The 17,291-nt window shown below is 68.1% G+C and carries 16 protein-coding genes and 1 tRNA gene; 10 read left to right on the forward strand and 7 right to left on the reverse strand.

Going from position 1 to position 17,291, the window contains the following annotated elements:
- Positions 1-52 precede the first annotated feature (52 nt).
- The 3 genes from ftsW to H5411_RS20165 form a co-directional block, all read right to left on the reverse strand.
- Positions 53-1,321, reverse strand: a complete 1,269-nt coding sequence (gene ftsW / locus H5411_RS20155) for a putative lipid II flippase FtsW (RefSeq protein WP_101437465.1) — start codon at positions 1,319-1,321, stop codon at positions 53-55.
- Between the two features lie 112 nt (positions 1,322-1,433).
- Positions 1,434-2,744: an LCP family protein gene (locus H5411_RS20160; RefSeq protein ID WP_183124648.1), complete on the reverse strand. Its 1,311-nt coding sequence runs from the start codon at positions 2,742-2,744 to the stop codon at positions 1,434-1,436.
- Positions 2,745-2,830: 86 nt separating this feature from the next.
- Positions 2,831-4,450 carry an NRAMP family divalent metal transporter gene (locus H5411_RS20165; protein ID WP_183124649.1) on the reverse strand — a complete coding sequence of 540 codons (1,620 nt, stop codon included), beginning with the start codon at positions 4,448-4,450 and terminating at the stop codon, positions 2,831-2,833.
- 373 nt (positions 4,451-4,823) lie between these two features.
- Here H5411_RS20165 and H5411_RS20170 point away from each other — a divergent pair, with 373 nt between their 5' ends.
- Together H5411_RS20170 and H5411_RS20175 are read left to right on the forward strand one after the other, a co-directional pair.
- Positions 4,824-5,324, forward strand: a complete 501-nt coding sequence (locus H5411_RS20170) for a pyridoxamine 5'-phosphate oxidase family protein (RefSeq protein WP_101437468.1) — start codon at positions 4,824-4,826, stop codon at positions 5,322-5,324.
- 80 nt (positions 5,325-5,404) lie between these two features.
- A complete protein-coding gene (locus H5411_RS20175) occupies positions 5,405-6,274 on the forward strand; it encodes an SDR family oxidoreductase (protein WP_183124650.1) in 870 nt (289 codons plus the stop codon).
- A gap of 27 nt (positions 6,275-6,301) precedes the next feature.
- Here H5411_RS20175 and wzt read toward each other — a convergent pair whose 3' ends face one another.
- Complete coding sequence (gene wzt, locus H5411_RS20180) at positions 6,302-7,063, reverse strand: galactan export ABC transporter ATP-binding subunit Wzt/RfbE (RefSeq protein ID WP_183124651.1); 762 nt, start codon at positions 7,061-7,063, stop codon at positions 6,302-6,304.
- Positions 7,064-7,133: 70 nt separating this feature from the next.
- Between wzt and H5411_RS20185 the strand changes: the two genes are divergently transcribed.
- Positions 7,134-7,748: a TetR/AcrR family transcriptional regulator gene (locus H5411_RS20185; RefSeq protein ID WP_312878468.1), complete on the forward strand. Its 615-nt coding sequence runs from the start codon at positions 7,134-7,136 to the stop codon at positions 7,746-7,748.
- Between the two features lie 16 nt (positions 7,749-7,764).
- Positions 7,765-7,837, forward strand: a tRNA-Arg gene (locus H5411_RS20190).
- A 165-nt stretch (positions 7,838-8,002) separates the two neighbouring features.
- On the opposite strand, the gene H5411_RS20195 is transcribed toward H5411_RS20190, so the two are convergent.
- The 3 genes from H5411_RS20195 to H5411_RS20205 form a co-directional block, all read right to left on the reverse strand.
- On the reverse strand, positions 8,003-8,893 hold the full coding sequence (locus H5411_RS20195) for a hypothetical protein (RefSeq protein ID WP_183124652.1): 891 nt from the start codon (positions 8,891-8,893) through the stop codon (positions 8,003-8,005).
- A gap of 48 nt (positions 8,894-8,941) precedes the next feature.
- Positions 8,942-9,538 carry a hypothetical protein gene (locus H5411_RS20200; RefSeq protein WP_101437516.1) on the reverse strand — a complete coding sequence of 199 codons (597 nt, stop codon included), beginning with the start codon at positions 9,536-9,538 and terminating at the stop codon, positions 8,942-8,944.
- A gap of 421 nt (positions 9,539-9,959) precedes the next feature.
- The gene (locus tag H5411_RS20205) at positions 9,960-11,051 is read right to left on the reverse strand and encodes an MFS transporter (protein ID WP_208637409.1); all 1,092 of its coding nucleotides are present in this window, start codon (positions 11,049-11,051) and stop codon (positions 9,960-9,962) included.
- A 635-nt stretch (positions 11,052-11,686) separates the two neighbouring features.
- Between H5411_RS20205 and H5411_RS20210 the strand changes: the two genes are divergently transcribed.
- From H5411_RS20210 to galT, 6 genes are all read left to right on the forward strand, one after another.
- A complete protein-coding gene (locus H5411_RS20210; RefSeq protein ID WP_101437519.1) occupies positions 11,687-12,340 on the forward strand; it encodes a response regulator in 654 nt (217 codons plus the stop codon).
- 9 nt (positions 12,341-12,349) lie between these two features.
- Positions 12,350-12,970 carry a trimeric intracellular cation channel family protein gene (locus H5411_RS20215; RefSeq protein ID WP_101437520.1) on the forward strand — a complete coding sequence of 207 codons (621 nt, stop codon included), beginning with the start codon at positions 12,350-12,352 and terminating at the stop codon, positions 12,968-12,970.
- A 130-nt stretch (positions 12,971-13,100) separates the two neighbouring features.
- The gene (locus H5411_RS20220; protein ID WP_009083592.1) at positions 13,101-13,793 is read left to right on the forward strand and encodes a response regulator transcription factor; all 693 of its coding nucleotides are present in this window, start codon (positions 13,101-13,103) and stop codon (positions 13,791-13,793) included.
- Complete coding sequence (locus H5411_RS20225) at positions 13,790-15,229, forward strand: sensor histidine kinase (protein ID WP_376772190.1); 1,440 nt, start codon at positions 13,790-13,792, stop codon at positions 15,227-15,229. The genes H5411_RS20220 and H5411_RS20225 overlap by 4 nt, the downstream gene beginning before the upstream one ends.
- Before the next feature lie 119 nt (positions 15,230-15,348).
- Entirely contained in the window at positions 15,349-16,149 is an 801-nt protein-coding gene (locus H5411_RS20230; RefSeq protein WP_101441028.1) for a DeoR/GlpR family DNA-binding transcription regulator, read from the forward strand.
- Positions 16,146-17,216, forward strand: coding sequence for a galactose-1-phosphate uridylyltransferase (gene galT / locus H5411_RS20235; RefSeq protein WP_183124653.1), 1,071 nt, complete (start codon positions 16,146-16,148; stop codon positions 17,214-17,216). Before H5411_RS20230 ends, galT begins: the two co-directional genes overlap by 4 nt.
- Positions 17,217-17,291 lie beyond the last annotated feature (75 nt).

The raw sequence follows: 17,291 nt of genomic DNA on the forward strand, positions 1-17,291 counted from the left end.
CGGGAGCGCGAACGGACCCGCGCGAACTCTCACGCGGAACTAGCCATAAGCGTCAGCGAGGCCGCACCGGACGTCGTACGCGAGTCGTCTTCGTCGGCGTCCGAACCGGCCGGTACGGCTCCGGCACCGGCAACCGCAGAAGCCGACCGATCTTCCCCGGCCCGAGATGGTTCAAATCCGCTACCGCGGCGGGCTCGTGCCGGGCACAGCTGGCGAGCACGCCGAACAGGAACATCGTCACGATCAGCGACGTCCCGCCGTACGACACCAACGGCAGCGTCACCCCGGTGACCGGCAGCGCGTTCACCACGTACCCGATGTTGACCGCGGCCTGCGCCACGAGCAGCACGGTGATCGTCGCCGCGACGACGCGGATCCACGGGTCCAGGTTGCGCGTCGCGATCCGCAGGCCGACCAGCGCGAGCCCGCCGAACAGCAGCAGCACCACCGCGCAGCCGAGGAACCCGAGTTCCTCGCCGATCAACGCGAAGATGAAGTCGTTCTGCACGTTCGGCAGGTACTTCCACTTCGACGCGCCCTGTCCGAGCCCGACGCCGAACAGCCCGCCCTCGGCGAGTGCGTACTGCGCCTGCACGGCCTGGTACCCGGCACCGGAGGTGTCCGCGTCGGGGGAGAGGAACGACAGCACGCGCGCGAGCCGGTAGTCCGCGACCAGCGCGAGCACCACGAACCCGCCCACGCCGCCGGCCAGCAGCGCGGCGAACAACCGTCCTGGCGCGCCGGAGAACCACAGCAGCGACAGCAGCACGATGCCGAGCGAGATCGTCCCGCTGAGGTTCGGCTGCGCCATCACCAGGGCGAACATCAGCAGCGCGACCGGCACCAGCGGCACCAGCAAATGCCGCCAATGGTGCAGCAGCCGGGCTTTCACCACGAGAATGTGCGCGCCCCACAAGGTCAACGCCACTTTCGCGAGCTCGACCGGCTGCAACGTCAGCGGGCCGAGCGTGAACCACCGCTGCGCCCCGTTCACCTTCGCGCCGAGCGGGGTGAGCACCAGCGCGAGCAGCACCAGCGTCACGAGCATCAGCATCGGCGAGAGGGACCTGATCCGCCGCAACGGAACCCGCAGCCCGGCCCACAGCGCGACCAGGCCGATGAGGACGAAAATGATGTGCTTCTGGAACGTGCTGTACACGCCGCCCGGCTGCGCCGACGACGCTGACAGCACCATGATGACGCCGAGCAGCGTGAGCAGACCGCACAGCGCGAGCACGAGGTGGAACGACGCCAGCGGCCGGGACAGCCAGCCGACGATCGCGACCGGACCCCGGCTTCGTCTGTTCCGTGTCGTAGCCACTCGCGCACCGCCGTCCGCCGAACTTCCGGCGCGGGGAAGGACCGCGCCGGGCCGATTATGCCTTAACCGTCCTGATAGGACATTAAGACGCGCGGAGCTTCCGTCGTCGAAGTTATTTCACACAAGGGATTCCGCCTCCGCTCAGCACCGACGGCGGCGCTTGCTGTGCCGCGGGCGCGGCCGACGTGGTGCTCGGGTCGCTGCTGCTGCTACTGCTACTGCTGCTTCGGTGCTTGTGTGTCGGTTCCGTGGTCGGCGTCGCGTAGGCGGCAGGGCTCGGCATCGGAGCGCCGCTGAGCAGTTGCGCGACCAAGGACTGGATTTGCGCGGTATTGACGAAGTTGACGTCCTCGCCGGACGGGCTCTTGCCGAAATGATCGACCGGAAGCGTCACGAAGCTGACATTCCCGCCGGTCAGGCTGGACGCCTGCTTCGCGAGCGCGAGCAGGTCCAGCGAACTGTCGACCGCGGTGTTCTGCTTCGCGACGTCCATAATCCCTTGGAGCTTCGCCGGATTCGTGAAGGTGCCGCCCTGTTTGAGCTGATAGGCCAGCGAAGCGATGAACGCCTGCTGCCTGCGTTCGCGGTCGAGGTCGGTGAAGTTGAGCGCGGGATGCACGTTGTCGCGGCGCTGCCGGACGAACTCGACGGCCTGCTCGGCGCTGATCTCCTGCTGGCCGGCGTGGAAGTTCGCGCCCGAATAGCTGTCCTGGGTGTCCTCGTTGAGGCACACCGTGATCGGCTGGACGACCTGGGCGATCTCGAAGAACGCCACGAGGGTGACCTCGACGAAATGGTCGATCGGGACGTCGCCGAGGAATCTCCGCACGGTGTCGATTTCCGCCCGGCGGCCCGCGTCGCGTGCCTGCTGCTCGCGCTGCGATTTGTCGGTGACGTTCTGCGAGATGAGCTGTTTGGCCTTCTCGTCGAACGCCAGCCCGTAGGCCTGTTTGATCTTGCCCTTGCACACGTTGTCCGGACAGCCCGCCAGCGGAACGTAATCGTCGCGCGGAATCGAGATCGACGTCGCCTTGCTGCCGTCGCCGGGGACGTGCAGGAGCATCAGCACATTGGCGTTGTAGCCGCCGTCCTGCTGGTCCCCGGCGTGCAGCGAGTTGTAGATGTCCTTCGGCAGCGGGTTGCCGTTCTCGTCGAGCCGCGAATCGAGGCCCATGATCAGGATGTTGGTGTCGCCGCCGCTGGAGGTCGACTGCCCGTCGAGCACGTCGGAAACCTGCAGGCCCGACACCACGCCGTTGTAGGCGGCCCAGCCGTAACCGGTCAGCGCGAGCGTCAACGCGGCCGCGAGGGCCAGCGCGACCCGGCCGGTGAGCCGCCTGCGCCGGGCCGCGGCACGGGCGGCGACACCGCGTGCCGCCGCCCCGCGGGACGCGGCGACACGTCTGTCGTGGGGGTCGGTCATCGGGCCTTCCGGTGCCGGGACGTCATGGTGACCTCACTGTTCTGGACACTCGCTGTGTACACGCTGAGAAGGAAGCTGACACAGAGTTAACCCATAGCCAGCTGGACGAGCTTCACGATGACAAGGGCCATCGCCAGGAACAGATATGTGCGCAGTGCGGTCAACCCGATCTTGCGCCCGATCGACAGCTCCGGCGGCGGCAAGTACTGCAGCGGCGGCATCCGCCACTCCGCGCGTCCGGTGCGATCGATCGGCGCGGCGCTGCGGCGGCGAAGAAGCGCGTACCCGGCGGTCAGCACGCCGATTCCGCCGCTGACCGCCATGATCAGGAAGATCTGGTCCGCGCTGATGTCCGGGAACAGCACCGCCGCGGTGAGGATCACCGACAGCACCACCAGCACACCGACGACCACGGAGGTGAACAGGTTGGTGAGCCGTCCGTTGACCCACGGCCCGAGCACCGCCTTGTCGTTGCACAGCAGCAAGAGGAACACTGTCGCCGATGGCAGCAGCACTCCCGCCAGCGTCTGCACCCCGGTGGTGAGCAGGCCCAGCGGCGAGCCCGGGATGAGCACGATGGTGGCCGACAGTGCGACGAGACCGGCGTACACCGCGTAGAAGCCCTTCGCGTGCCGTGCCCCGCGATGCAGCGAGTGCTTCATCCCGAAGACGTCACCGATCGCGTACGCGCTCGACAGCGACACTGCGAACGCCCCGACGATCGACGCGTCCAGCAACGCGACGGCGAACAGCGCGCCCGCCGTACGTCCCGCGTAAGCCTCGATGCCGTTCGTGACAGCAGCTGTGTCGGAGAACGGTGTGCCGGTGCCCGCGAAGGCCGTCGCCGCGATTCCCATGATCGCGGCCGCGCCGACCATCACCACGGCCAGGCCGATCCACAGATCCGCCTTCTCGTAGCGCATGAACCGCGGCGTGATGCGCTTGTCGATCACGTAGGACTGCTGTAAGAACAGCTGCCACGGCGCGACCGTGGTGCCGACGATCGCGATGATCAGCAGCATCAGCTCAGCCGTCCCGCCAGGTCCGGCTGGCATCGTCGGCACGAGGCCGCCGAGCATTTCCGCTGGCGCCGGGTGCGCGAAAACGTACACCGGGATCAGCGTCAGCGAACCGAGGCAGAAGAAGATCGCGATCCGCTCGAACCGCCGGAAGCTGCCGGTGAACGCGGCTCCGACGATGACGGCCGCGGCCAGCACGACCGACGGAACCGTCGGCAGGCCGAGGTAGCGGGTCGCCATCGTGATGCCGATGAACTCGGTGACCAGCGTCAACGCGTTGAGCAGGAACAGGTCGAGCACCGAGAACGCGCCCCAGAACTTGCCGAAGCGTTCGAGGATCAGCCGGGCGTGCCCGACGCCGGTGACCGCGCCGAGGCGGAGCACCATTTCCTGGTTCACGTACAGCACGGGCACCAGAAGCAGCAGGGTCCACAGCAGCTTCGGGCCGTAGTTTTGCCCGGCCTGGCTGTAGGTGGCGAACGCGCCGGCGTCGTTGTCGCCGACCAGCACGATCAACCCCGGCCCGACGATCGCGAGCAGGGTCTTGAGCTTGGCGCTGAGGCCGGTCCGCGGCGCGGAGTCGCCCGCTTTGATGGTGCCGAGCGCGCCGCGGATGTCGCCGACGTGGTGGTCGTCGAGGACCGCGGTGGTGCGCCGGTCGATGTGCACGCTTGCGTCAGTGGTCATGACGAGCACTCCCTTCGGCCTCTGGCGGGCCGATCGGGGCACCCGGGTTCCGCGCACTCCGAAGACCCGTCCGGCGCGGGCCAGACGGGCGGGGAAGCGGGATCAACCGGGGATGCCGGAAGACGGGGACAAGTCGGGGTCCGAGGGCGTACTTCGCCCTGGGCTCGTGTCGCGCATCGCCCTCACCTCCCCGCTTTTCCGGCTCCTGAAGTACTCAACGCCATCCTCCGGAGAACTGTCAAGCGCTTGTACAAGTGTTGTAGTCATCAATGTGACTCAGGTCACTGTCGAGGTAATGTCGAGAACGCCGTCCCGGCTCCGTCCCCGCAGCACCTGGCCGACCACGAGGCCGCAGACCGAGAAGGAGACCGTCATGGAACCGCAGGAAATCGCCGAGGTCCTGAACCGCCCGCTCAGCCGCGAACTGCTCGCCCGCGACATCACCCGGCTGGCCTATGTCGCGAAGGACGGCACGCCGCGCAGCGTCCCGATCGCGTTCAGCTGGAACGGTACCGAGATCGTCTTGTGCACCACCAAGAACGCCCCGAAACTGCCCGCGCTGCGGGCGAACCCGATGGTCGCGCTGACCATTGACACCGAGTCGCACCCGCCGAAGATCCTGCTCCTGCGCGGTCGCGCCGAGCTCGACTACGTCGACCACATCCCGGAGGAGTTCCTCGAGATGAACGGCACCTACGAGATGACGCCGGAACAGCGCGTCGAATGGGAAGCCGAGGTCCGCTCCCTGTACGTCGACGGCATGGTCCGTATCGTCGTGACTCCGACCTGGGCGAAGCTCATCGACTTCGAAACCACGCTGCCGTCGGCGGTCGAGGAACTGGCGCAGCGCCGGGCACAAGCCGCGGGCGCGTGACTCGAAAACCCCGTCGCCATCCGCTGATCCACTACACTCGCTCGTCTGCGTAGTTTCCTCGACGCGCGAAGGCGGAGCGCATGATCCTGGTGACGGGTGCGAGCGGCAACGTGGGATCAGCGCTGGTCGACCAGTTGCGCGCGGCCGAGGTGCCCTTCCGTGCCGCTTACCATTCCCCGGAGAAGACAGAGAAAGCCGCCGCTGAGGGAATCGACGCGGTCACCGTCGAAATGTCCGATCCGGCCAGCCTGCAACCGGCGTTGGCCGGAGTGTCGAAGGTGTTCCTGCTGGGTGCGACGAGCCCCGGACAGACCGGCAACGAGTCCAATGTGGTCGAAGCTGCCGTGTCCGCCGGGGTCTCGCACGTGGTGAAACAGTCGCTGTGGCGGGCGGACGAGGAACTCACGCCGATCGCCCGGCTGCACCGCCCGATCGAGCGGATGCTGGAGACGTCGCCGCTGTCCTGGACGTTCCTCCGGGCGAACTTCTACCTCCAAGCCTTTTCGGGAAACTGGGCCGGAACCATCCGGTCCGGGAACTTCTTCGCCAGCCCGCTGATCCGCGGTCCGATTGCCTTCGTGGACGCCGAAGACATTGCCCGCGTAGCGTTTCGGGTCCTGACCGAGGACGGTCACGCAGGCAAGGCGTACGCACTGACCGGCCCCGAGGCGCTGACGTACGACGAAGCCGCGGCAGTGCTGTCCGAGGTGCTCGGCCGGCCGATCACGTACCGCGGAATGTCGAACGAGCAAGCACTTTCCGCATTGGCCGAAGCCGGAATGTCCGCATTCCACGCCAAAGCGCTGGTCGAGGTATGCAACACGTACCTGGACGGCGGCGCGGAAACCGTGACGTCCGCAGTCGAGGACGTCACCGGCCAACGGCCGCGGAGCTTCCGCGAGTTCGCGACGGCGCACCGGCATTGTTTCGAGCAAGCACAAGGCAACTAACCACTGTGCCCACTGAAACGCAGCGGATCACTGCTCCCGCTCTAAAACCGCCGGCCTCCCGCTGTAGGCAGTAAGAACGGCGGACAACGAGCCGTGCTGCCGAACCTGGCCCTCGTCCATCCACAGCGCGGTGTCGCACAGCTCCGCGAGCAATTCGTCGGAGTGATTCGCGAACACCAGAATCCCCGACCGTTTCACCAGGTCCTTGAGCCGATCGCGCGCCTTGGCGAGAAACGTCGCATCGACCGTGCCGAGCCCTTCGTCGAGCAGCAGAATCTCCGGATCGATCGTCGTGACGACTCCGAGCGCGAGCCGCACCCGCATGCCGGCCGAGTACGTGCGCAACGGCAGCTGCAGATAGTCGCCCAGCTCAGTGAACTCCGCGATATCCTCGACGCGCTTCGCCATCTGCCGGCGGCTCATCCCGAGAAACAAGCCCTGGACCAGGATGTTCTCGCGCCCGGACAGCTCCGGATCGAGCCCGACCCCAAGATCGAACACCGGCGCGACCCGCCCCGCGACTCTCCGGACGCCGCGCGTCGGCTCATAGATCCCGGACAGCAAGCGCAACAACGTGGACTTCCCAGCCTCGTTATGCCCCACCAACCCAACCCGGTCGCCCTCGTCGAGCCGGAACGACACGTCCCGCAACGCCTCGATCACCGGCACCCTGGCTCCGCTGGCGATCCTGCCTCCGACCTTCCCGAGCACACGCTTCTTCAACGACCGCGTCTTGGCGTCGAAGATCGGAAAGTCGACGTAGGCGTTGCGCACCTCGATGCTGACCATGGCCCCTCCGCTAGATGCGAACGGAAATTACCATTCGCATCTATCTGACGCTACCGGTAGCGTGCCGCGAGTGAGCCAGACCAGCGAGGGCTTCCGCCCGCCGCAACAAGCGCGCAGCCGTGCTTCGCTGCAGAAAGTGCTGACCGCCGCCGAACACGTCCTGGCCGAGCAAGGCTTGGAGTCCTTCACCGTCGCCGCAGTGGCTTCGCAAGCGGGGATGTCGGTTGGCACGATCTACCGCCGCTTCGACGGCAAGGAACAGCTGCTGCACGCCGTCAAGGACCGGCTGTTGACCCAGCTGGAAACGAACGTCCGAGACGCCCTCCGCTCAGCGTCGCCAGACCTCCGCTCCCTCTTCGCCGCCTTCGTGGCTGCCCTGGCGCAGACGTTTGCCGACCACGACCGGATCTTCCCGGAACTCCTGGACGCCCAACGCTCCGACGCCCGAGACCGCGGTCTGGCCGCACTGTCCGCGATCCAAGACGCCCTGCTGGAAGCCCTGTCTCCGGCCGATGTCTCCGACGTGAAAATGGCGGCCCGAACGATCATCGGCGCCTGCGTCCACCGCGCCGCGACCTGCCGATTCTGGCCAGACGACCGGTCCTGGAAGACCTGGGCAGAGGAGGCGACGGAGATGGCGCTGACGTACCTGACTTCTCCAGCCGCACCCCCCGCTAGGATGTAGCCAGCAGCACGCGACTGCCCTCGTAGCTCAGGGGATAGAGCACGGCTCTCCTAAAGCCGGTGTCGCAGGTTCGAATCCTGCCGGGGGCACATAACCGCTGGTCAGCGCTGTGAGCTTTGAACCTGCGACGCCCGAGCTCACACTGAATCGTCACTTTTGGGCATCCCGGCCCGTGGCTGATTTCCTAGCGCGGGGTGTGCTCATGGCGCACCCGGTCAAGCCACTGATTCAGCTACACCAAGCGGTCGACGAAGTTATCGCGCGGTATCAGCGACGACGACTGCTCGTGTGCGGACGCGTTGCACGGCAGCCTCGGTTCCGAGTTCGGTGCGGGCCTGAGGATTCCGCTGGTAGAAGCGCAGGGTCTGGTAGACCAGGGCGGGATCGGCGGAGAGCAGGCGCGCTTGGATGCCGATATGCGGGTTGAACGCCAGCTCCGGTTGGCGACGTAGCCGGGTGCGCCGGCGGTACCAGCGCTCGCCGCTGTCCTTGGTGGCGAGCTCGATGATCGGGCCGTTCGCGTCGGCCGCGCCGACGTACATGATCGTGTCCCAGTCGGCATACGTCGAGAACGACCAGGAGCAGTGGTAGACGCCGCGGGGAGTCAGCACGAGCACGCCGCGCCGGAGCTTGCCCCGCAGCACCAGCACCCCGCTGACGATCAGCGAGATCACGCACACCAGGCACACGATCGCGATCACGGCGGCAGCGGCGTTGCCATGCGCCCCCTGGCTGGCGACGACCGCGGCGGCGGCGATGCCGAGCACTGCGAACAAGGCGAAACACACTACTGCCGCGGCGACGTGGATGGTGGTGAGCGTGGCCGAGTACGGCACGAGCAGCCCGGGTTCCCCGACCTCGGGGACCTGACCCGTCCGCACACCGCGTGCACCGCGCGCGGACGTCAGCAGACGAGTGAGCAGGACATCGAGGGCGACGCCGAGAAACAGGGGTGTGGCGAGGATGATGACACCGCTGCGAGGGTCTGACGGCCCGCTGCCGAACGTCGAGACGGCGACCGCGATACCACCGAGGGTCAACAGCGCGAACACGAACGCGATCAGCACGTACCGCGTCTTCCTGGCTCCGGCCCACTCGCTGGGCTGGGGCACGCGGCCCGTCACCGTGCCCGGCGTGTCCGTCATCTTGCTCCGTTCTCCGTTCGCCTATCCCGAGTCTGGCTGACCAGGACGCTAGAAGATCGAATTCCAGATCTTCGTGGCCGTGTGGCCCACCGCGCTCGCAGCATTGCCGACCGCATGCCCCACGGCCTCCGCGCCTTCGTTGATCGCGTGTTTGGCTCCCTCGGGAACCCAGTGGTCCCAGCCGTAATCAACCAGAGCGCCGGCACCGATACCCACGCCGACAGCGGCGAGGGCACCCCAGCCGACCGGACCGGCAACCAGCGCGGCCGCACCAGCGCCCGCGAGGCCGGAAATGATCGCCTTAGCGGGCGGCTTGCCCTCGTGGATGTCCCACCCGATCCCGGCTGCCGTGATGCCCAGTCCGACCACGGGGATCTTGCTGCCAACCCGTCGAGCCACCGAGGCCGCGTCCGTCTCCAGGTCCTCGGCCGCGGCGCGTTTCGCCATTTCCGTTTCAGTCTGGAACTTGGCCTCGTCGCTGCCGGGCGGTGCTTTCAGGTAGCGCTCCTTGGCGAGGTCGGCCTCTTCCTTGAGCCGAGACGCTTCGCCCTTTACGGCGCTGACGTGCTTCTCGACCAGGCGGCCCGCGTTCTCATTGAGGAACTCGGCTGCGTGCACATACTTCTTGCCCGTCAGGTCCGACAAGCCGCCATTGAGAACCTCTTTCGCGCCTGCCGTGTCGATTCAGCGTCGCGTCCGATCGGCCGTGGGTGATCGCCGAAACGCGGTCGATAGCATCCGGGCGGCCGAGCGATGGGCTGCCGTCGTAACAGATCGCTGCGTGAATCCGCCGAGGTCCATCGCTGCTGGGCGCGCACCTCAAGCTGACTACGAAGCTGTTGCTCGGCGGGTATCGGAACCGGGAACAGGGAGACGAATAGCGGAGACCATCTCTCAAGCCTTGCCGCTTCGCGCAACCCGGCGTCCAAGACTGATTCGCTATCCGGTGATGATCTGACGGCATGGTTGCGACCCGTTGCCCGCCGCGGTCGATCAAGTCCTGCGCCCGGTCCGAAGGCGCGCGGGATCTCGTCGTGGCGAAGGAACGCGGCTCGCGACTGACCGTTCACCGCACTGCGTGACGGTGCCGGGGCACACTGACGAGCAGGACGAACGCCGCGGCTGCCGTACAGATCGCGAGTGCGGTGCCGGGTGCCGTGGTTTCTGTCGCCGCGCCCAAGAGGCCGGAGCCAGCGGCGGCGCCGAGGTTGACCGCGGTGTTGATCCAACTGCTCGCTTCCGTCCGCGCGCTGGGATCGGTGCGGGCGTCTGCCGCGAGGTAGCCGACGATGAGCAGGGGTGCGATGAAGCCGCCAGCTGCGCCGATGCCGATGACGAGCACCGGTGTCGACCCAATGAGCCCGGCGGTCGCGCTGATGCCGACCAACGCGGCGCCGAGAATGAGCAGCTGCCGTTCAGCCGACCACCGCGGATTAAGCCGGCCGTACAGCAGACCGCCAAGTGCGCTGGTACCCGCGAACAGGGCCAAGACGACGCCCGGGAGAACCGCGGAGCCCTCGGCTGCCCCCATGGCTGGTGCCACGATCTCGACCGCGCCGAGGATGATTCCCGGCGCGAGGATCGCGATCAGCACAGGGAGAAAGCCGGGCGACCGCAAAGGTTTCGAAGTTTTCGCAAGGGTCTTGGCGCGGTGTCCCCGCTGCTGCCTGGACAGGGGACTGAGCACGAAAAGGCCGCTGCCTGCGGCGACAGACCCAGCTGAGACATAAAGCGCCAGCGTCGGATCCGCGAGTGCGGTGAGGATCGCGGAGGTCAAGGGGCCGACGGCGAAAATCAACTCTTCGGCGACGGCGTCCAGGCTCAAACCGCGAGTACGCAGCGGCCCGCTGGCGAGCGCCGCCGACCAGACGACGCGCATCGTCGAGCCGAACGGCGGGATTGACAGCCCCGCAACGGTGCCAAGGCACAGCAAGAAAAGCAACGGTGCGTCCGGATTCGCGGCGAACACGATGAGCGCGATCGTGTGGAGCGCACCCAGCACGGACAAGATGGCTGTCTGCCCGAACCGGTCGACCGCGCGCGCTCGCCAGGGCGTCGCAACGACATTGGCAGTTCCCAGCACGGCCGTGACGGCTCCTGCCGCGGCGAACGACCCCCTGCCGGACTCCAGAAGCAACACGAGCGCGAGCCCGGACATCGCCAGCGACGACCGGCCCAGGATGCTTGGCAGGAAAGAGCGCACTACGTGGGGTTGGCGCAGCGCAGCCCAGTAGGAAAATTGTTCAGTTGACACGTCGTTCTCCAGTGCACAGCGCGGATTGAGGCGCGCGCGGCCAACGGGTTCCTGCGCCGAAAAACGGCGCGCTGAGACCCGCCCGGGTCGGTGCTGGATCTGCGAGGGGCGGGCCGCAGGACCGTCAGCTGAAGAGGACGATGAACTGGAACATCGGCGCGACGGTATCAGGGGCGGCGCGTTCGGCGGTCGCCTTTTCGATCAGTGCGCCGGTGGCTGCGGTCAAGGTCTGGTAGCTCACCGAGGTACCGCGGACCGGTCGCTGAGCCGTCTCCGGACGCGCCGCCGGGAACTCTCGCGACGAACCAGCGATGAACATCCGCCCGTTCTTGATCGGTTACGCAACTCGGCGGTTCCCCACCGAAGAACTGACTCATGTGGGTGACCTGCACGAGGGTCGACTGCTGGTATCAGCCGCTCCGGTGGACCAGCCGAGTCACCTGGTCGTGTCTGGTTTCGAAACCATGAACAACAGTAGGTAATCTTCCGTAACGGGTGCGGGGAGCCGCCTCCAACCCACGGTCTGCCGGAGGGCTTCGTTGATCAAGCTCATGTTCGCCGACGACGAGGAACTAGTTCGGTCGGGGCTGCGCGCCATGATGTCCGGGGCGTCGGACATCGAGATCGTGGGCGAGGCAAGCGACGGCAGATCGGCGGTCGAGGTCGCCCGCCGCTATCACCCTGACGTCGCGCTGCTCGACATCAAGATGCGCGCCCCTGACGACGGCATTCGCGCGCTTCGGGCCATTCTCGCGCTGCCCGATCCGCCGACCGTCGCCATGCTCACCACCTTCGACATCGACGAGTACGTCAGCCTCGCGCTGCGGCTCGGCGCCAACGGCTTCCTGCTTAAGGACATCGATCCGTCGGCGTTGCTGCGGGCCGTGCGCGACCTGGCCAAGGGCGGTGCTGTCCTTGATCCGGGCGTGGCCGTGCGCATGGTGCAGAGCCATCGCGACGAGCAGCGGGCCGCGCAGCCGGCGCGCAAGCTGCTGGCGTCGCTGTCCGAACGCGAACGCGAGGTCGTCGCGCTGATCGGGCAGGGGCTGTCGAACGCCGAGATCGGCGGACGGCTGCACCTGTCGGAGGCGACGGTGAAGGGATACGTCTCGGCGGTGCTGTCGAAGATCGGCGCGGCCAACCGGGTGCAGGCCGCGCTCCTGGCCTACCGCGGCGGGCTCCTCGACCAGTAGAACCAGCAGATGCTGCTGACCGCGCTCGAGTTCGCCGGGCTGGTGGCGTTCGCGGCGTCCGGGGCGCTGGCCGCGGTCCGGGCGCGGCTCGACGTGTTCGGTGTCGTCGTGGTCGGCCTGACCACGGCGCTCGGCGGCGGCATCATCCGCGACGTGCTTCTCGGCATTCATCCGCCGACCTCCCTGCGGAACTGGCCGTACCTGGCCGTCTGCGCGGTGACGGCGCTGGTCGTGTTCGCCTTCCACCCACAGGTCGCCCGGCTGCGGCACGCGGTGCTGCTCGCGGACGCGGTCGGGCTCGGCGTGTTCGCCACCGCCGGGACGACACTGGCACTCAACGCGGGCGCGACCGGGTACGCCGCCTGCCTGATCGGCATGACCAGCGGCATCGGCGGCGGTGCGCTCCGCGACCTGCTCCTGCGGGAGATCCCGCTCGTGCTGCGCAAGGAGATCTACGCGATGGCCGCGCTGACCGGCGCGGTCTGCGTCTGGGTGGGGCACGCGCTGAGTCTCCCGGCGGGTGCGGTCACGACCGTCTCCGCGGCGGTCGTCGTCGCGATCCGCGTGCTCACGCTCTGGCGACACTGGAACGCTCCGGTCGCACGGCCGCCGGAAGAACGCTCGTTGTGATTTTCGCTTCCGCGAACCCCGGCGAGGCCAGTGCGAAAGTGCCTCCTGTCCGCGGTCGTCCGGAAATGCTCTTTGTGTGTTCTGTGTGTGTTCTTAGGCGGGTCTCAGCACTCTGCGTAAGACTGGCGGCATGCGCATCCTCGTAGTGGACGACGACCGTGCCGTCCGTGAATCGCTCAGGCGGTCTTTGGAGTTCAACGGCTACACCGTGGAGCTCGCGAGCGATGGTGCGCAGGCGTTGGAGACGATCCTCGCCAACCGTCCGGACGCGATGGTGCTCGACGTGATGATGCCGCGCCTCGACGGGCTCGAAGTGGCCCGCCGGCTCCGCAGCACCGGCGACGACCTGCCCATTCTCGTGCTGACCGCCCGAGACACCGTCTCCGACCGGGTCTCCGGCCTCGACGCCGGCGCCGACGACTACCTGCCCAAGCCGTTCGCTCTGGAGGAACTGCTCGCCCGCCTGCGCGCCCTGCTGCGCCGCGCCGCGCCGGACGCTCAGCAGGGCGAGACGTCGGAGGTGCTGTCGTTCGCCGACCTCACGCTGGACCCGGGCACTCGCGAGGTCCGCCGCGGCGGTCGCGAGATCAGTCTCACCCGCACCGAGTTCGCGCTGCTCGAGCTGTTCCTCTCGTACCCCAAGCACGTGCTGACCCGCGGAAGGATCCTGGAGGAAGTATGGGGTTACGACTTCCCGACGTCGGGCAACGCGCTGGAGGTCTACGTCGGTTATTTGCGCCGCAAGACGGAGGCGGAGGGCGAACCGAGGCTGATCCACACGGTGCGTGGAGTGGGGTACGTCCTGCGCGAGACCCCGCCGTGACCGATCCCCCGGCGGGCGAGCAGGCCGCGCCGGCGGGGGAGGTGCCCGATCCGCGCGGCACCCGGTGGAGCACCCGCCGGTTCTCGCTGCGCGGCCGCGTCACGCTGCTGGCAGCCGCGTGCGTAGCGGGTGCCGTGGCGCTCGTTTCCCTGTGCGCGTATCTGGTGGTGCGCAACAACCTCCTCACCCAGCTCGACGACAACCTGCTCGCCCGGGCACAAGCCGCGGCGAACTCGCCGCAGGTGCCGACCGACCAGCTGCGCGAGGTCCCTGGTGCCCTGCTGGCCAGCGCTGACCTGCAGATCGGCCAGCTCAACGGCTTCACCGGCGACCTCATCTATCCGCAGCCAGGTACTCGGCCGCCGGTGGGCCCGGCCGAGGTGCGCGTCGCGACCGGCGTGCTGCCGCAGTCACTGCGCACCGACGCGGCCACCGGCATGCGCGTGGTCGCGGTGCCGCTCGGGCACGGGCAGGCGATCGTGCTGGCGCAGTCGATGGCTCCGACGATGCGGGCGCTGAACCAGTTGTCCGTGGTGCTGTTCCTGGTCGGCGGCGCCGGGATCGTAGTGGCCGCGGGTGCGGGCACGGCAGTCGCGCGGGCTGGGTTGCGCCCGGTCGACCGGCTGACGTCGGCCGCGGAACGGGTGGCCGCGACCGGCGACCTGCGTCCGATCCCGGTGAGTGGCGACGACGAACTCGCGCGGCTCACGCACAGCTTCAACATCATGCTCGGCACGGTCGCGGACTCGCAGGAACGGCAGCGGCAGCTCGTCGCCGACGCTGGGCACGAGCTGCGCACCCCGCTGACTTCCATGCGCACCAACCTGGAACTGCTGCTGTCGGCCAGTCGTCCGGGCGCACCGTCGCTGCCGGACGAGGACCGAGCCGACATCGAGGCCGACATCCGGGGCCAGCTCGACGAGCTCACCCAGCTCATCGGCGACCTGGTGGAGCTGGCGCGGCAGGACGAACCGCGCGAGCAGGCCGAGCGCGTCGACCTGATGGACGTGGTCGAGCGCGCGCTCGACCGGGCGCGCCGCCGGGCGGGCGAGATCGAGTTCGAGGTCGCGCTGCAGCCGTGGGTGCTCACCGGCGACAACAGCTCGCTCGAAGGGGCGGTGCTGAACCTGCTGGACAACGCGGTGAAGTTCTCGCCGCAGGGTTCGCGGGTGCGGGTCACGCTCCGTCCGCTCGGCGACGGCACCGCGGTGGTCGAGGTCGCGGACTCCGGGCCCGGCATCGCAGAGGAGGACCTGCCCAAGGTGTTCGACCGGTTCTACCGCTCGTCGGAGGCGCGCACCCTGCCCGGATCCGGCCTCGGGCTGGCGATCGTGAAGCACGCCGCCGAACGGCACGGAGGCACGGTTTACGCCAACCGGGCACCGGAAGGCGGGGCTCTGCTCACCATCCGGCTGCCGGGGGCGCCCGTCGCCTGAGCCGGTCGCCAGGCTTGGCTGTCGTCCGACCGGGGGACGCTTCAACCGCACGTCGCGCGCACCTGATGTTGAATCGTGTAGGATTTTGTGCAGTTGATGGGTGTGCTTGGGGAGTGGCGGTGCTCGCGCGGCAGCGACAGGCGGTGATCCTCGAGGAGGCACGCCGGACCGGTGCGGTCCGGGTCAGTGACCTCGTCGCGAGGCTCGGCGTGTCCGACATGACGGTCCGCCGCGACCTCGACGTGCTCGCGGGCCGGGGCCTGGTCGAGAAGGTCTACGGCGGCGCGACGTCGCTGGTCGGGAAGAGCACCGACGAGCCAGGGTTCGAGGCGAAATCAGTGCGCCAGCGCGCGCAGAAGGAAGCCATCGCCGAACTGGCTGCCACGCTCGTCAAACCGGGCACCGCGATCGGCCTGTCCGCGGGAACCACCACTTGGACGCTCGCGCACGCGCTCGACGGCGTCGAGGGCCTCACCATCGTCACCAACTCGATCCAGGTCGCCGACGTGCTGCGCAACGCGGGCCAGCCGGACCGCACGGTGGTCCTCACCGGTGGCGTGCGCACCCCGTCGGACGCGCTCGTCGGTCCGGTCGCCGTGCAAAGCCTGCGGACGCTGCATCTCGACCTGGTCTTCCTCGGTGTGCACGGGATGGCGGTGGGGCCTGGGTTCACCACCCCGAACCTCACCGAAAGCGAGACCGACCGCGCGCTGGTGGAGGCCGGGCGGCGGCTGGTGGTGCTCGCCGACCACACAAAGTGGGGCACCGTCGGCATTTCCACGATCGCGGATCTGGAAGAAGCGCAGGTCGTGGTGACTGACGACGGCCTGGACCACCGTGCGCGAGAAGAGCTCGCGGAGCGGGTCGGAGAACTCATGATCGCCGAAACGGCGGAGAACCTCGAGGCAGAAGAAGCGTGAAACGCACTGTGCGGCACCTGGCGGACGGCCGGGAGATCATCTATTTCGACCACACCGACGCCCATGACCGGCTCGCCGCCGACACCCGGGACCTCCCGCCGGTCGCGGCGGCCTCGGAGATCCGCCGTGACCCGCTGACCGGCGAGTGGGTCGCGATGGCGGCGCACCGCCAGACGCGCACGTACAAGCCCCCGGCCGACCTCTGCCCGCTCTGCCCGACGCGGCCGGGCAAGCCGAGCGAAATCCCCGAAGCCGACTACGACGTGGTCGTGTTCGAGAACCGGTTCCCGTCTTTCTCGCAGCAGGCGACCGGTGATCCGTCCACTGTGGACGGATTGGGTCTGGTGCCGACCGCGCCGGGTCTCGGCCGCTGCGAGGTCGTGTGCTTCACCAGCGACCACGACGGCGCGTTCTCCCGGCTGACCCCGGAACAGGTGCGCCTCGTGGTCGACGCCTGGGCCGATCGCACCGCGGCGCTCGCCCAGACGCCTGGTGTCGAACAGGTCTTCCCGTTCGAGAACCGCGGCGAAGAAATCGGCGTCACTCTCTCGCATCCGCACGGCCAGATCTACGGCTATCCGTTCGTCACGCCGAAGACCGAAAGGATGCTGGCGGTCGCGCGCGAACACGGCGGGTCGGTGCTCGGCGACGTGCTGGCCGCGGAACAGAAATCGGGCGAGCGCGTGATCGCCGCCGGCGAGCACTGGACGGCTTTCGTGCCGCCGGCCGCGCGCTGGCCGGTGCACATCCAGATCGTGCCGCACCGGCAGGTGCCGGACCTCCCGTCGCTCACCGACGCCGAGCGCGACGACTTTTCCCGTGTGTACCTGGACGTGCTGCGCCGGTGCGACGCGCTGTACGACCGGCCGCTGCCCTACATCGCGGGCTGGCACCAGGCACCGGTGCGGCGGGACCGGGAGCTGTCGTGGCTGCACCTCGAGCTGTTCTCCGTGCTGCGGGCCAAGGACAAGCTGAAGTACCTGGCCGGATCCGAGTCGGGCATGGCGGTCTGGATCAACGACGCCACCCCGGAACAGATCGCGGAGCGGCTTCGCTCGGCAGGCTGACCGGAACTCACGGCATACTCATCTACGAAACACAGGTTCGACTCAGGAACCTCTCAGGCCCAGCCGCTTAGGTGA

The organism is Amycolatopsis echigonensis, assembly GCF_014174495.1.
Classification (GTDB): domain Bacteria; phylum Actinomycetota; class Actinomycetes; order Mycobacteriales; family Pseudonocardiaceae; genus Amycolatopsis; species Amycolatopsis echigonensis.